The organism is Desulfocicer vacuolatum DSM 3385 (assembly GCF_900176365.1).
GTDB classification, from domain to species: domain Bacteria; phylum Desulfobacterota; class Desulfobacteria; order Desulfobacterales; family Desulfobacteraceae; genus Desulfocicer; species Desulfocicer vacuolatum.
The window spans coordinates 211,169-227,050 of sequence record NZ_FWXY01000001.1; the positions used below are offsets into that span (position 1 = coordinate 211,169).

Sequence of the window (15,882 nt, forward strand, 5' to 3'; positions counted from 1 at the left end):
TCAATAATCATGGCAATGATCTTTATCATTTCTCCAACCCTGTCCCACGCCACCCAGATGCACAGCGCCAAAGAAGGTATTCTGGTTCATCAGCTGGGACATCTTTTTTTTCTGATCTCCATGGCCATTCTCATCCTCACCATCCAGGGTAAAAGACTGCACATGGAACGGGGATGGCGGTTGATACAATACAGTGCTCTGTTTTTTATTTTCTGGAACATGGATGCCATCCTGGTGCATCTGCTCGATAATCAGACAACCTTTATTTCCACCTCCCTGATCTCCATGACTAACATCCACATAAAAACCCTGGAGCACCATGAAGGGCTGGCCATCCTCTACTATCTGCTGCGACTGGATCATCTTCTCTGTCTGCCAGCAATGATATTTCTCCACAGAGGACTTTCTCACTTACTGCAGAGGAAAACCCCATGATATTTCCCTATATGCCCATTCTGGCCATTGATGTCCTGGGGTCACTGGGGATGATCTGCATTGCGGGTGTTTCCCTTTCCAAAGCCCGCAAATTAAGGGCAAAGGAACCGGATAATGCCATCTGCCTTTATCTGGTGTGGATCTGCTCCGGTCTTACCATTTTTGCTCTGTCCCGCGCGTTTGGCCACATTTTAAAACAGGTTCTCCTGCTCACCTCCCACGGCCATATCTGGTCTGCCATCGGTCCTTACAGCGGCACCATCAACACCGTTTCTTTCATGCTTGTGGGACTTGTGACCCTTTTTTTCAACCAGAGCTGGACCATCAACACCAAAATTTTGTCCAGCCGCAGGGCCCTGGAAGAGACCCACTCCCAACTTGTGAGCCTGAACCAGACCCTGGAGCAAAAAGTGGTGGAGCGCACTGAAATGCTCACCACCTCGGAACATAAATGCCGACGTATTTTTGAACAATCCCTGGACACCATTCTGGTCACAGATGATCACTGGCACATCCGGGAAATCAACCCCGCAGGGGTGGCCATGACCGGATATACCAAAGAGGAACTTTTAATGGAAAACATGCCCATGGACCGGTTATTTGCCTCGGATGAAGACTGGCAGCGAATCAGCCGACTAATCATGGAAAATGAATTTATCCTCAATGAAGAGACCTATTTTAAAGGAGTCCGGGGTAACAAACTCTACGTAATCATCACCGGCGGTATTGATTATGGTGCCTTTGGGTGTGCAAAAACATTTCATTTTATCATCAAAAATATCAATGAAAAAAAAGAGATGGAAGAGCAGATCGTCCAGGCAGACAAACTGGCAGCCCTGGGAGAACTTTCCGCAGGGGTGGCCCATGAAATCAATAATCCATTGGGAATCATATTGGGGTACACCCAGCTGATGCTCAAAGCCGAAGCCGCCAACAAAGACAATTTTCCCTACCACGATGATCTTAAAATCATTGAAAAACATGTAAAGAACTGCAAAACAGTGGTATCAGACATGCTGGCCTTTGCCCGAAAGGATACCCTGGAGCGGGGCATTATCAACATTAACCAGGTGTTGACGGATGTGGTGAATTTTATCCATAACCACGCTGATTTCAGAAACATCACCATTGAACTGAATCTCTTTGACAATTTCCCCCTCAACATCATGGGCAATGAACAGGAACTCAGACAGGTAATTATAAACCTTCTGATAAATGCCTGCCATGCCCTGGACAAAAAAGGAAATATATCTGTCAGCACCCGGAAAAACCGTTCAGATGAGGCTGTAATTGTGGTAAAAGACAATGGAAAAGGAATCAGCCCGGAAAACATCACCCGGATATTCCATCCGTTCTTCACCACCAAACCTGTAGGCCAGGGAACCGGACTGGGTCTTTCCGTGAGTTATGGTATTATTAAAAAACACGGTGGCCGTATCCAGGCAGAAAGCGAAAAAAACAAAGGGGCCACATTTACCATTACCGTGCCCCTGCCACCGGAAAAAGGAGATTATTAATGGCTGCACATATTCTTGTTGTGGATGATGAACAAGATATGACAAGACTGTTAAAGCGTACCCTGGAAATTGAATTTAACTGCCATGTCACCATGGCATTTTCCGGTGAAACAGCTGTGAACATTCTTGCCAGGGAATCCTTTGATCTCATGCTGTGTGACATTAAAATGCCGGGCATGGACGGTTTTGAACTGCTCCGGCACACCGTGGAGCATTACCCGGACCTCACTGTGCTCATGCTCACCGCCTTTGGCAGCATTGATGTGGCCATTAAAGCCATCAAAAGCGGGGCCTATGACTTTGTGTCCAAACCCTTTGAGCAGGACGAAATCCTTTTCCGGGTAAAAAAAGCCCTGGAACGGGGGGGACTCATAAAGGAGAATAAAAAGCTCCACAGAGAAAAATCCGCCACCTTTGGAAAACTCATTGGAGAGAGCCCGGCCATGCAGGAGGTGTATGATAAAATATCCATGGTGGCCCAAAGTGATGTCACGGTGCTCATCACCGGTGAATCCGGCACAGGTAAAGATCTCACGGCCCAGTCCATCCACGCCCTGAGTCAACGGAAAAAAAAAAAATTTATCCCGGTGAACTGCCCCACTGTTCCCGAAGCCATTCTGGAAAGTGAATTATTCGGCTATAAAAAAGGCGCTTTTACCAATGCCATGAGGGATAAGTCAGGTCTGTTCCAGGAAGCCCATGAAGGCACCATTTTTCTTGATGAAATCGGAGATATCGGCCCCACCATCCAGACCAAGCTGTTGCGGGTACTCCAGGAAAAAGAAGTTAAACCCTTGGGGGACACCCGGTCCAGAAAAGTGGATGTGCGCATTGTGGCCTCCACCAACCGTAATCTTGCCCGGAAAATAGAGAAAGGCGAATTTCGCGAAGATTTTTTCTACCGACTCAGCGTGTTTACCATCACGCTTCCACCGTTAAGGGATCGCATCACAGACATTCCCCCCATTGCCTGTCATCTGGTGGAAAAACATTGTAAAAAACTCAATAAAACAGCAAAGAAAATAGATCCGGCACTCATGGATCTTCTTTTGAAGCAGCACTGGCAGGGAAATGTCCGGGAGCTGGAAAATATGTTAATCCAGGGTATTTTACACAGCGATGGAGATACCATCTCCCCGTCCCACATGGATCTGGCCGATCAGCAAAAAACAGTTCAGCCTCCTTTTCCAGATACAGAAAACCTTTTTAAATTACCTTATAAAGAGGCAAAAGAGCAGTTACTCCAGCAATTTAACCACAATTACATCGGCACCCTTCTCTCCCTGACAGGGGGCAACGTCACCCAGGCTGCGCGACAATGCGGTCTGGAGCGCCAGGCCCTGCAACAGATAATGAAACGATTTACCATTAAAGCTGATACTTACAGATGAGCCTCAATATTCTGGCGCTGACATGCAGCCAAATCACCCGTTACCTGGAAAAAAATTACGGCAAAGGAAAATTTCACGCAAGGGCACTGATCCGTGAAATCATAAAAACAGGCAATTTACAATTTCAGCAGGCCCGGGAATTTACAAATTCTCCCCGGCTGACGGTGCAGCTGGAGCAGGACCTCTTACTGCCGTCCATGGAAATTATTGATCAGCAAGAGGATTCAGGAACCCTTAAATTTGTCACAAAGCTTAAAGACGGCCTGACCATTGAATCGGTGATCATCCCCATGAAGCACTACAGCACCCTTTGTGTATCCACCCAGGCGGGCTGTCGCATGGGATGCATTTTCTGCGAAACGGCAAAACAGGGATTTCACCGAAATCTCGCCGTTGACGAAATCACAGGACAGCTCTTTTCCGCCAGATTCACGCTGCAAAAAAAAATCAAAAACATTGTTTTCATGGGGATGGGAGAACCCTTTGATAACCTGGATTCGCTATTCCAGGCCATCCGGGTACTTAACGATCCCCGGGGATTTGACATGGCCCTTCGTCATATGACCGTATCCACCTGCGGCGTAATACCGGGCATTGAGTCCCTTGCCCGCCAAGGCATGCCCCAAATCAATCTGGCTGTCTCCATCAACAGCGCAAGTGATAAAACCCGCTCCATGCTCATGCCGGTGAATCAACGCTATTCCCTGGGAAAATTAAAACAGGCTCTGCTGGCATACCCCCTTATGTCCCGGCGGGTGATCCTCATTGAATATATTCTCATCAAAGGCATCAATGACTCACCCAAAGACGCAGAAAAATTGGTAAACTACCTTTCCGGATTGACGGTGCGGGTCAATCTCATCGCCTATAATCCCCCTGATCATGGGATTTCAAGCGCCGGGATATCACGAAAACGTCCTCAAAATTTATCTTTACAATCCGTTGATGACAACGCCATGCATCAATTTGCCGCCATCTTGGAGGCCAAAGGACTTTTTGTGGTCAAGCGATGGGCCAAGGGCCGAAGTCTTCAGGCAGGATGCGGTCAACTTTCAGGCAAAAATCTACATCAATCAATGTAAACGGGCAGAATTTACCGGGACAGGAGATTATCGGTACAATTTGTATGGGAAAAGGCTGAACACGGGAACGTGTCAGTAACCTGCATGGCGATCGGCGATGAAGGGGTCTCTCAGGGAGTCGTTCAATTCAACTTCAGGATAAGGCATGGGATCGTGATGGGATTCAAAGGTTTTTACCGCACCGCAACAGGGGCAGGTTTTCTGATTTTTCAAGAGTATTACGCCACATGCTTTACATACGTTTTCCATAATTAAATTTCTCCTTTCTTTAACCGTTTTCACAAAAATATCCACGACACAGCCCAAAAGTGAAAACAGGTTGTTATTATGAGCCCTTGGCTTCAGGGGAACGAAGACAAGGTAAATCCCTTTTAGCGCATATTGTCAATCCACCGGAAATGACAAAGAATTACACACTGGGCGTCCCTGGAATCAGGAACAATAATGAAAGGATGCGTCATGAATTATGAGCATATGGTATGCATTGACGATGATATTGTCAAGGTAAAGTTGGTAATTTATCCAATTTTTCTTATATTTTCCCCATGGGCGGTGTACAGGCAAGAAAAGGAATTTAGAGATTTCAGATTGAATTAAGGAGTGATAAAACAGCATCATGGGTAAAATAGAAACACAAAGGAACAGATAATAACATTATACTTCAAGGCATCCCTGAAAAAACAACACACGATATGTATCATAATCTTATTAAGGCTATCATGCCTCCCGACAATTGCCATATCCTGATCGGCAACGCTCCCGATGCTTTTTAAGCAGGACAATCGTAAAATTCGGCTCATAAATGTAAATGTTTGAGCAGTTCCCCATATTCACCCATTTGGGCGGCGTAGGGCAGGCCAAAACGGGTGAAGATGGGGTGTTAATCGAATATTTACGGACAATCGCCGGGACTCCAAGAGAGTTATTCTTTTTGGGAAAGGTTATCAATATACCAGGACATGGGGTCCAACAAAGAAAATCCAAGGGCTGTGATTTTCTTTTTCACCCGCACCACATTGTTGGTTAAAAGATAAATAAAAACGGCCCGTTTATCTTCTTCCCAATGGCGATTGACAAGTACACTGCCAAAGGAAATCCCCTCTTCGGTGATGGTGTCCACAAGTTTTTTCAATTGCCCCACTTTCTCTTCCACCAGCACACAAAGCAATGTGCCCGGCTCATTGATATTGAGCACATTAATAAATGAGCTGAGTAGGTCCCGCACGGAAAGAATTCCCATGAGTTCTTTTTTTTCGTTGATGACAGGGAAAGCCCCCACTTTGTGCTGCTGAATCAAAAGCAAAGCATCCTGGATGGTATCCATGGGAGAAATGCTTTTGGGATCAAGGGTCATGATATTTTTAACTTTAAGATCGATTAAACCTGCTTTTTCCTCATCGGTGTGGGACCCCTTGAGCAGGGTGTAGGGCAAGGCACTTCTGATATCTCTGTCCGTCACAATGGCCAAGAGTCTATTTTCAGCATCCACAATGGGCAGATGACGAATTTGTTTTTCTGCCATGAGTTGCTGTGCTTCAAAAACAGAAGCATCCTGGTCCACGGTGATCACGGTTTTTTTCATGTGATTGCTGACAAACATCTTTTACCCTCCAGTTTTTTATGAATCAAGCAAAATTTTTACATGATTTCCGGCAAGTTCCGGTAATCGTTGCAGGGAATAGCCCCCCTCGAGAATGGATATCACCCGACCGTCACAATGGCGTTCCCCCAGATCCATGATGGTCTGCATCATCCATGAAAAACACTGGGTGCTGACTTTGATATCAGACATCTCGTCATCTCTGTGGGCATCAAATCCCGTGGAGACCAAAATCACCTCCGGTTCAAATTTATTAATGGCAGGCATGAGATCGCCCTGGATTAACATGTAATAAACATCATCCCCCTGCCCCGGAAGTACCAGTGAATTTTTGGTAAAACCGTGTCCTCCAAGGGTTCCCACCTCAAAATCCCTTCCGGTTCCGGGATAGGCAAAGGAAGGGTGCTCATGGATGGAATAATAAAACACCGATGCATCCTGTTCAAAAATATGCTGGGTACCATTGCCATGGTGCACATCAATATCAATGATAGCCACTTTTTCAATTCCCCATTTTTCCTGGAGATATCGAGCAGTAATGGCAATATTATTAAAATAACAAAATCCCATGGCCTTGTCCTTTTCCGCATGGTGTCCCGGTGGACGTACAGCACAAAAGGCATTATCAATTTTATCTGTCATCATCAGATCAACGGTGTCAAGGATGCCCCCCACGGCAAGAAAGGCAGATTCATAGGTGTCCATGGAGATACAATTATCCGGATCATCAAAGGTATTGTGTCCGGACAGACAGATCTCTTCAAACCGCCTTATATAAACGGGATCATGGACCGTTTCAATCCATTTCAAGTCGGCCCGGGAAGCAGAAATCATGGTGAGGTGTTCCAGTATCCCTTCTTCTTTAATTCCCTCGTATACGGCCAGAAGTCGATCGGACGTCTCGGGATGATGAGGCCCTGTATCGTGTAGTATATATCTATTATCATGCAAATAACCAGTTCTTTTCATATAAAAATTTCCCCATCCGGTAAACCGGAATTCATTATTTCAATGTTGTTAATAAAACTTTTCTGGCACCCATGAAAGTGCTACTGGCTTCAAACAAGTTGGTCTATTTAATTATGGTGGTCCGTCACCATACGGTATTTCATATATTCTCCATCTCTTGGCGGATACAACGAATATTGCAAATGGTATTATGCCGCCCCCCGAAGGGCAATGGACCCGGCCGGAACTGTAGACAGCTCAATTGGCCGGTTCCCATTGCCCCTCGGGGGGCTCTCTGCCGGGGTAAACGTGGAGGCGGCCTTTTCATATATAAACTGCCACGGGCAGACTCTATTCTGATCCGGTTCTGCCCACAACGAAGTTTGAAATACACCCCTGATTTACTGAGTATTTCATACCAAAAAAAGTTCTGAATGGCCGGACTCAATTGAAAACTTATGTATATTTTTGATTCTCTGGATTTTTCCGAATATTTAAAAGAGTTTGGGCAACCCTTATTAAACATATCAACTGATATAACCCCATGGTACCACGATTTTGCATTCTTTCACTGCCTACTCTTCACATATTTTCAATATGTGTCAAGCAAATAATAAAAAAGAATTTCAAAACAAAATAGACTTTAATTTAAAATACTATTATACTTCAGTAAAAATAGAGAGAATCAACAACTACTTGGCATTAATTAACTTAGAGACTCAACTTTCGGGCTTTATTTCAAAGCCAGCATTTTTAAATGTACCGATAGGCTCAGTGTGCCGACGGGGTCAGGCTTTTGTTATTGATGTTATCGACCAAGGCCTTTGCTAACGAAAAAAACCTCGATAATGTCAATAACGAAAGCCTGACCCCACCACGAAATGCGAACACCGAAAGTTGAGTTAGAGATTCAGAAGTTTTGAATTCACCGTTTATTCAGGATTTCAGCCATGGACAATAATAAGCGAAGATTATTCAATGGTAACTCAATAAAGTCTGATTGAGTCCCTTCGTGCTGCACCATCACTTGTTCTCAGCCCAACCGGCCTGGAAAAATTTAAAAGGGCAATTCGCTGTGGCAGGTGTCCCGATTTTTTTAAGCAACCTCAGCAGAGCCGCCCCCCGACGGGCAATAGAAACCGGACAATTGGGCTGTCTACAGTTCCGGTCCAGACCCATTGCCCGTCGGAAAGCGGCGGTATAATACCATTTGGCTCCGCGTCTACGACCCTATATCTGTTGTGTCCAACAGGAGATGCCCGTTATATCAAATGCCTCTCAAATCTGGGGCATATTTCAAGCTTTGTTGTGGGCGGAACGGGATCAGAATACGGTCCGCCCGTGGCGGTTATATGAAATATTCCGCAAACCTGAGAGACATTTCTACCTTTGTTGTGGGTAGACCGAGGTCAGAATGCGGTCCGCCCGTGGCAGGCATCAGAAGAAACTCTTAAAAAACAAAATAAACAGTAAAGAGGAAAATATGAAAATCACCATCACAGGCGCATCAGGGTTTGTAGGCACCCATCTCACACGCATCATGATTGAGCAGGGACACACCGTAACAGGGGTGGGAACCTCTGCCACACACCCCCGGGAAGGAACAAAAAACTTTAACTGGATCAGCGCCGACACCACCCGCCCCGGACCATGGCAAAAAAACATATCCCAAGCAGAGGTCATTATAAATTTAACTGGTAAAAACATTTTCGGATACTGGACAAAGCGCTATAAATCCCAAATTTATGACAGCCGAATTTTAACCACAAAACACATTGTGGATTCAATCCCAGAAAGCAGCCAGCCCCTTTTGATGAACACCTCCGCCATTGGATATTACGGAGACGGCGGGGAGGATACATTGGCAGAAAATCGGGAACCCGGTGATGATTTTCTGGCATCGGTGTGCATTGACTGGGAAAAAGAGGCCCTCAGGGCCACCGAAAAGGGATGTCGGGTGGTTTTAATGCGTTTTGGGGTGGTACTGGGCAAAGAAGGAGGCGCCCTTGCCCAAATGATACCCGCATTTAAATTATTTGCCGGGGGTCCATTGGGCAGTGGCAGGCATTGGTTTCCCTGGATTCATGTGGCAGATCTTTTACAGGCAATTATTTTTCTCATGCAAAATAAGGAGTTTTCCGGACCGTTTAATTTTTGTGCGCCGGAAACCGTTCGCCAGAAAACCTTTGCAAAGGAGCTTGGAAACGCATTGAAACGCCCAAGTATCATGCCGGCACCTGCATTTATGATGAAGCTTGCATTGGGGGAAATGAGCAAGGCCATCATGGGCAGTCAAAAAGCTGTTCCCAAGGCGCTTTTAAAAGAAAAATTTCAATTTCAATTTCCCCGTCTTGCCATTGCATTACAAGAAATTCTCAAGTGATGGTCTCAACTTTCGGGCTTCATTTCAAAGCCGGCATTTTTAAATGTACCGACGGGGTCATGTGCCGACGGGGTCAGGCTTTTGTTATTGATGTTATCGACCAAGGCCTTTGCCAACGAAAAAAGCCTCGATAATGTCAATAACGAAAGCCTGACCCCACCACGAAATGCGAACACCGAAAGTTGAGTGATGGTTGTCTTAATAATTCAGCAACTTCAATTAGCTGCATTGCAAGTAACAATTTTGAAATCGTTTGGATTTTATGGACGAATCAGGAAAGAGCCATCAAATGGAAACGCAGATTTTTCTTTCGATCGGAAATACCCAATTTTTTACGAATATTTTTTCGATGGAAATGCACGGTTGATTTTGAGATATATAAAATATCGGCTATCTCTTTGCTGGGCTTGCCTTCTTTGACCAGGGTGGCCACCTGGAGTTCCTGGGGGGTCAAAAAAATCCCGGCATGGCTGAGGCGATTCATAAAAGGAGATATGATGGCCATGAGCTGGGAATCAATAATGTCCACAATTTTTTGCTCCTCTTTCCGAAGGGGGGCTGCCTTTAATCGCTCAAGGTAAGGCAAAATGGTCTCTTTGACATTGGTCAGAACATTTTGTTCCATCTCTATTTTATCTGCCTCTCGCTGCTCCAGCAGCACCTTAAGCGCAATATTTTTTTCTTCCAGAATTTTTTTTTGTTTTTTAAGACTCTCCTCCCCCAGTCGAAGGGCCTCCTGTGCCAGCTTCAGCCCGGTGATGTCTTCATGGCTCACCAGAAGTTTTAAGGCCCCCCGGGCCGACAGACGCATGACCCGAATATAGTACCAGATACGCTCCCCCGGAGTATGAAGTGGATATTCCAGGCAGAATTCCCCAATGGAACCATCAATAACCCCCTGAATACCCTCAATGATTTCAAGGGTTTTCTGACGATTATTCCCCATTATTTTTCGGCACACCTGCAGATAATTTTCTCCGGGCACATCATAACCACACGGGTTTCCCCTTTTTCTGGCACTTTCATTCCAGGCCCGATTGGTGGAAAGAATGGTGCCGTTTTCATCCAATATGGCAAGATGGGCTGTCAGGGAATCAAATACGGTGTCATTCATGGAAAAATTTACATCCCAGATACTTTCTTTTTTATCCATCTTTCATCCCCTGTATGGTGGATATGATCACAATATTCCCCTACCCTGAAAATCCCGGAGCATGTCGCACCGGGGGTAAAGCAATTGACAAACAACCATTCAAATTATAAATACAATGTTTATTGAACTTGTGCGCCACGTGCAAGTTTTTTTATGTTGACAAAAACAAACACAAAATAACCACATTAATATAACTCAGGAAACATACCATGGCTGGAGCGATTGAAGATATAGAAAAAATCGGTGTAATCGGTGCCGGAAGCTGGGGTACAGCCCTTGCCAACCTTCTGGCAGACAAGGGGCACAAGGTGGATTTGTGGGCCTATGAAACAGAAGTTGTCCAGGATATTATGACGCACCGGGAAAACAAAATGTTTCTCCCCGGCATTGCCCTGTCTCCCAACCTTATTCCCTCCAATGACCTTGAACAGGTGGTGAAAAGCAATAAAATCATACTGGTGGTGGTCCCCTCCCACACCATGCGGGACATGGGCGGCAAAATGGCCCCCTTTATTGCAGAGGATACCATTGTCATCACGGCATCCAAGGGCATTGAAGACGGAACCTATCTGACCATGTACGGCGTGCTGAAAGAGTGTCTTCCCTCCCTGAATCCCCACAACATTGCCGTATTATCCGGCCCGAGCTTTGCAAAGGAAGTGGCTCTCAAGGTTCCCACTGCCATCAGTGTGGGGGGAAAAGACAATGCCGTTGCCACCCGGGTTCAACACATTTTTGCCACAGATTACTTCAGGATATATGTCAATGATGATCCCATCGGGCTGGAACTGGGGGGGGCAGTGAAAAATGTCATTGCCATTGCCGCAGGATTTGTGGACGGCGTGGGCTTAGGGCTCAACACCCGGGCCGGTCTCATCACCCGGGGACTTGCGGAAATAAGACGACTTGGCCTGCACATGGGGGCCAATCCCCACACTTTTTCCGGTCTGTCCGGTGTGGGGGATCTGATTCTTACCTGTACAGGGGATCTAAGCCGGAATTACACTGTGGGAAAACAATTGGGACGGGGAATGACCCTGGCGGAAATCCAAGCGGAACGACGCACCGTGGCAGAAGGGGTCCGGAACACAAAATCCATCTACCACCTGGCCAAAAAACTGGACATAGAGCTGCCCATCATCAATGAAGTTTACCGGGCACTGTATGAAAACAGCAATCCTGAAAAAGCCATCACACGCTTAATGACCCGTCCCCTGGGGCACGAAACCAGCGAAATTGACAAATACGCTGCCCGATCCCACAAATAATTTTTCCGATCAATGCCCGGATTTTACCACACCGGGCTCAAAAAAAACAAACTCAGGGAATTGTGATGGTTCGTTTTTCAGGTTCCCTGTGTTCCCTGTAATATATGGCCACATGGCCGATGAGCCCGGCCAGATGGGACTGGGTACGCCGGGCAATCTCCCGGGCCAGTGCTGTTTTGGTCTCTTTTTCTTTATTATCCACAAATTTTACCTTGATCAACTCCGCCGCATCCAGCCCCTGGTTGACCTCACTGATAAGGGCATCGGTCATTCCCTTTTGCCCCACAAAGGCTGCCGGATTTAATCCATGGGCAAGCCCTCTTAAATATTTCCGTTGTGATCCTTTTAATTCTTTCAATATACTTTCCTCAGATCCTGTTGAAAAATCAGGAAATCAACGCCTAATCCCATGGAAACCGGAACCGATTTTCTCAAATTTTCTGTTAACAGCCGGACCATTGACCGAAAATCCGGAAAACTCAAGACCGTTCCCATGGGGTTGCAGCCGATTCATCTATTTTTAAACAAGCTCTTACATCAATAGGTTTTAGGTTTTGAAAAGCCCCTTCCAAGGACATTAAAGGTATTTTCAGTGATCATAAAAGCCAGGGGATCAATCAAAAGTACAGCCTCTTCAAGGCGTTTGAGCTGATAATTATGAACCACCGTTAAAATAATTTTTTTCTCCTTGCCGGAGTAAACACCGGCACCGTTAATAAAAGTGGCCCCCCGGTTTAATTTGTTTTTAATGGTATCTGCAATCTGATCATGGTAATCCGAAATAATTAAAATCATTTTTCGCTGGTTGAACATGGTTAACACATGTTCCAGCACCTGGGAAGTGACATAACTCAATGCAATGGAATAAAGCACAAGATCTGTCTCCATAATACTGAAACTGAAAAGAAACAATACCATGTTAAAGGCAAACAGAAAATTGCCGATGCGGATACCAAACTTTTGGTTAAGCATGATACAAACAATATCAAGTCCCCCCATTGATCCCAGGGAATGCAGGGCAATCCCCGCACCAATCCCCATGATGCTCCCCCCGGCCAAAATGGCCAGAAAGGGATCGTTTATGGCAATCTCAAAGGAAAAAATTTCCATACAAAGAGAGAGTGCAACCATTCCAAAAAGACTGTAAAAGAAAAATCGACGGCTGATTTTCACCCAGCCCACAAGAAACAGGGGGATATTGATAATCAAGTACCAGACACCGGTGGAAAGCAAATCTGCGGCATAGTAAATCAACAGACACACACCGGACAATCCCCCGGTGATAAATCCGTGGGGAATAACAATGGCGTTAATACCAATGGCAAGAATGATGGAACCCACAGTCAGGAGCAAAAGGTTCCACAATACAGAGGAGAGTAATTGTTTTTTTTCAACACTCATGGGAAAATTTCCAATTAAAGACCACTAAAGGGCATGGAATCATATCTCCTGAAAGTAACATTCAAGATGCAAAGCCATGAATGCAACCTCCAGGTATTAAATAACAATTCAGTACATTTCCGCAAATATTCGGTTAGCACCCCATCTTCACTGTTTTGGCTTGCTCACCCCCTTAGCAATAGTATGCTACGCAGTCCCAAACAGCCCCATATGGGGCACTGCACAAACATTTATATCACCAAGCCGAATATTTACACATTCCCGACACATGACCGGAATATCTTTCCCATGGAAGGCCACACGACCGCCAAGGAAAGAACGCAGCGTTTACACCTATTTTATAATAGAGTCAACCCTTTTTATGCCCCAGAGTTTAAAAATGAAAAAATCAACAAATCCGGGGGAGCTGGTCCCCGGCCAGCATGTCAACAATTCGGGCACCCCCGATGACGGTTTCCAGAAATACCTTGCCGGGATCTTCTGCGGTCACCTCCCCGATAACTGCCGCGTCCCTGCCAAATGGACTGTTCTGAATGGCCCTCAATGCGGCATCGGTATCTTCCGGAGCAACAACGGCAAGCAATTTTCCTTCATTGGCAATGTAAAGGGGATCAAACCCCAAAAGTTCACACATGCCAAGGACGGCCCCTTTTAAAGGGATATACTGCTCTTTTATGCGAATGCCCACACCGGACTGGGCTGCAATTTCGTTCAAGGTGGTTCCCACGCCCCCCCGGGTGGGGTCCCGAAGGACATGGACACCCGGGGCCGCTTTGAGAATTTCTTTGACCATATGGTTCAAGGGAGCACTGTCCGTTTCAATTTCAGAGTCAATTCCCAGCCCCTCCCTTGCCGTAAGAACGGTGATCCCATGGTCGGCAACGGTTCCACTGATGATCACCCGGTCTCCGGGGCTTGCACTGCTGCCGGAAAGATGAATCCCCGGGGGAATAATACCAAAGCCCGAGGTATTGATGAATATTTTATCTGCCTTGCCCCGGGGAACCACCTTGGTGTCCCCGGTGACCACCTGGACACCGGCCTTTTGGGCGGCCCGGGCCATGGATTGAAGAATAATGGACAAGTCATCCGAGGAAAAGCCTTCCTCCAGGATCAATCCCACACTGACATACTCAGGGATGGCACCACACATGGCCACATCATTCACCGTGCCGTTAATGGCCAGATCTCCAATATTACCACCGGGGAAAAAGATGGGGTCCACCACATAGGAATCTGTGGAAAAAGCCACCCGACCGCCGTTCATTTCAAGGACGGCACCATCATCCAGGCGGTTTAACACAGGATTGTTAAAGGCGGGAAGAATCATGTTGGAAATCATGGCATGGGAAATCTTCCCGCCGCTGCCGTGGTCCAGTAATACCTTGTCATTGCCCATATATTGTCCTTTCTTTTGTAAATATTCGGTCAGAATCCCCCATCTTCACTCATTTTGGTCTGCCCCCCCCCCCTTAGCATTGGTGTGCTACGCAGCCCCAGCTAAGCCAATATGGGGCACCGGTCAAACAGTTACAATAGCAAATCAAATACTTACTTTCTTTTTCTAATTTCAATAATCGCCAAGGGCGGATTCTATTTTGACCTTACCAATCATCCATAGCGATAAAATGCGGCGCAGGCCCCTTCGCTGGAAACCATGCAGGGTCCCACAGGATTCATGGGGGTGCATCGTTTTTTATAAAGTTTGCACTGATCAGGTTTTTTCAGGCCCATTAAAATGTCGCCGCAGGCACACCCGGCAGGTTCCGGCGCATCACCGGCCTGGATATCAAATTTTTCCAGGGCATTGAACCGGTTAAACCCCTCCCGGAGTACAAGCCCGCTGGCCGGAATCATGCCAATGCCCCGCCACACAGTATCTGCTTTTTTAAACACCTGGTCCATCACGGCCAGGGCCTTGGGGTTGCCCTTGTCACAGACAGCCCGGGGATAGGCGTTTTCCAGGGCCGGAACACCGGAAACATTTTGTCTCACCAACATTAAAACGGCCTTTAAAATATCCACTGGCTCAAACCCTGCAATCACCGCCGGTATTTTATATTGATCAAACACCGGAAGATAGGCCCCGGTGCCGGTGATCACAGAAACATGGCCGGGAAGCAAAAATCCATCAATCTCCACCCCCGGGGTTTCCATGAGCGCTGCCAGGGCAGGAGGGGTGAGTTTATGTGCGCAATGGATGGAAAAATTGGTGAGCCCCTGCTGCTGTGCCACCATGATGGAGGCCGCCACTGTGGGGGTGGTGGTTTCAAATCCCACTGCACAGAACACCACCTGACGATGGGGGTTCTCCGCCGCCAGCTTCACCGCGTCAAAGGCGGAATACACCACCCGGATATCCCGGCCCCGGGCCTTTTCCTGCTGTAGAGACGAAAGGGTTCCGGGTACCCGCATGAGGTCGCCAAAGGAGGTAAGAATCACCTCCGGCACCATGGAAAGGGCCACAAAAATATCAATATCCCGCTGGGCAGTCACACACACAGGACACCCCGGCCCGGTCAAAAGGGTTATACTATCAGGCAATACACTGGGAATTCCATGGCGAAAGATGGACATGGTGTGGGTACCGCACACCTCCATGAGACGCATTTTTTTACCCTCAATATCACCAATGGCCGCAATGAGCTGTCGGGCAAGCTCTCCGTCCCGATACTCCTGAACATATTTTAATGCCATATGAATT

General features: G+C 46.7%; 14 protein-coding genes. 6 read left to right on the plus strand and 8 right to left on the minus strand.

Annotated elements, in window-relative coordinates; genetic code table 11:
• The first annotated feature begins 9 nt into the window (after window positions 1-9).
• The 4 genes from B9A32_RS01035 to rlmN are packed head-to-tail and all read left to right on the plus strand — an operon-like array spanning window position 10 to window position 4,425.
• On the plus strand, window positions 10-435 hold the full coding sequence (locus B9A32_RS01035) for a hypothetical protein (protein WP_084066677.1): 426 nt from the start codon (window positions 10-12) through the stop codon (window positions 433-435).
• Window positions 432-1,952, plus strand: a complete 1,521-nt coding sequence (locus B9A32_RS01040) for a two-component system sensor histidine kinase NtrB (protein WP_084066514.1) — start codon at window positions 432-434, stop codon at window positions 1,950-1,952. The genes B9A32_RS01035 and B9A32_RS01040 overlap by 4 nt, the downstream gene beginning before the upstream one ends.
• A complete protein-coding gene (locus B9A32_RS01045; protein WP_084066515.1) occupies window positions 1,952-3,343 on the plus strand; it encodes a sigma-54-dependent transcriptional regulator in 1,392 nt (463 codons plus the stop codon). Before B9A32_RS01040 ends, B9A32_RS01045 begins: the two co-directional genes overlap by 1 nt.
• A complete protein-coding gene (rlmN, locus tag B9A32_RS01050; protein ID WP_084066516.1) occupies window positions 3,340-4,425 on the plus strand; it encodes a 23S rRNA (adenine(2503)-C(2))-methyltransferase RlmN in 1,086 nt (361 codons plus the stop codon). The genes B9A32_RS01045 and rlmN overlap by 4 nt, the downstream gene beginning before the upstream one ends.
• Before the next feature lie 72 nt (window positions 4,426-4,497).
• On the opposite strand, the gene B9A32_RS21255 is transcribed toward rlmN, so the two are convergent.
• The 3 genes from B9A32_RS21255 to B9A32_RS01060 all read right to left on the minus strand — a co-directional run bounded on the left by B9A32_RS21255 (window position 4,498) and on the right by B9A32_RS01060 (window position 6,976).
• Window positions 4,498-4,674, minus strand: a complete 177-nt coding sequence (locus B9A32_RS21255; RefSeq protein ID WP_170923646.1) for a thioredoxin domain-containing protein — start codon at window positions 4,672-4,674, stop codon at window positions 4,498-4,500.
• 673 nt (window positions 4,675-5,347) lie between these two features.
• The gene (locus tag B9A32_RS01055) at window positions 5,348-6,025 is read right to left on the minus strand and encodes a CBS and ACT domain-containing protein (RefSeq protein WP_084066517.1); all 678 of its coding nucleotides are present in this window, start codon (window positions 6,023-6,025) and stop codon (window positions 5,348-5,350) included.
• A gap of 18 nt (window positions 6,026-6,043) precedes the next feature.
• Entirely contained in the window at window positions 6,044-6,976 is a 933-nt protein-coding gene (locus B9A32_RS01060) for a histone deacetylase family protein (protein WP_232366985.1), read from the minus strand.
• Window positions 6,977-8,456: 1,480 nt separating this feature from the next.
• On the opposite strand from B9A32_RS01060, the gene B9A32_RS01065 reads away from it, so the two are divergent.
• Window positions 8,457-9,356, plus strand: a complete 900-nt coding sequence (locus B9A32_RS01065) for a TIGR01777 family oxidoreductase (protein ID WP_084066678.1) — start codon at window positions 8,457-8,459, stop codon at window positions 9,354-9,356.
• A 271-nt stretch (window positions 9,357-9,627) separates the two neighbouring features.
• Here the strand turns inward: B9A32_RS01065 and B9A32_RS22260 are convergent, their stop codons facing one another.
• Complete coding sequence (locus B9A32_RS22260; RefSeq protein WP_269748991.1) at window positions 9,628-10,509, minus strand: helix-turn-helix domain-containing protein; 882 nt, start codon at window positions 10,507-10,509, stop codon at window positions 9,628-9,630.
• A 209-nt stretch (window positions 10,510-10,718) separates the two neighbouring features.
• On the opposite strand from B9A32_RS22260, the gene B9A32_RS01075 reads away from it, so the two are divergent.
• Window positions 10,719-11,777 (plus strand): NAD(P)H-dependent glycerol-3-phosphate dehydrogenase, encoded by a 1,059-nt coding sequence (locus tag B9A32_RS01075; RefSeq protein ID WP_084066519.1) that lies wholly within the window; start codon window positions 10,719-10,721, stop codon window positions 11,775-11,777.
• Window positions 11,778-11,829: 52 nt separating this feature from the next.
• On the opposite strand, the gene B9A32_RS01080 is transcribed toward B9A32_RS01075, so the two are convergent.
• The 4 genes from B9A32_RS01080 to hypD form a co-directional block, all read right to left on the minus strand.
• Window positions 11,830-12,135 (minus strand): YhbY family RNA-binding protein, encoded by a 306-nt coding sequence (locus B9A32_RS01080; RefSeq protein ID WP_084066520.1) that lies wholly within the window; start codon window positions 12,133-12,135, stop codon window positions 11,830-11,832.
• Window positions 12,136-12,314: 179 nt separating this feature from the next.
• A complete protein-coding gene (locus B9A32_RS01085) occupies window positions 12,315-13,178 on the minus strand; it encodes a YitT family protein (RefSeq protein WP_084066521.1) in 864 nt (287 codons plus the stop codon).
• Window positions 13,179-13,566: 388 nt separating this feature from the next.
• Window positions 13,567-14,577, minus strand: a complete 1,011-nt coding sequence (gene hypE, locus B9A32_RS01090) for a hydrogenase expression/formation protein HypE (protein WP_084066522.1) — start codon at window positions 14,575-14,577, stop codon at window positions 13,567-13,569.
• A gap of 212 nt (window positions 14,578-14,789) precedes the next feature.
• The gene (hypD, locus tag B9A32_RS01095) at window positions 14,790-15,875 is read right to left on the minus strand and encodes a hydrogenase formation protein HypD (protein WP_084066523.1); all 1,086 of its coding nucleotides are present in this window, start codon (window positions 15,873-15,875) and stop codon (window positions 14,790-14,792) included.
• Window positions 15,876-15,882 lie beyond the last annotated feature (7 nt).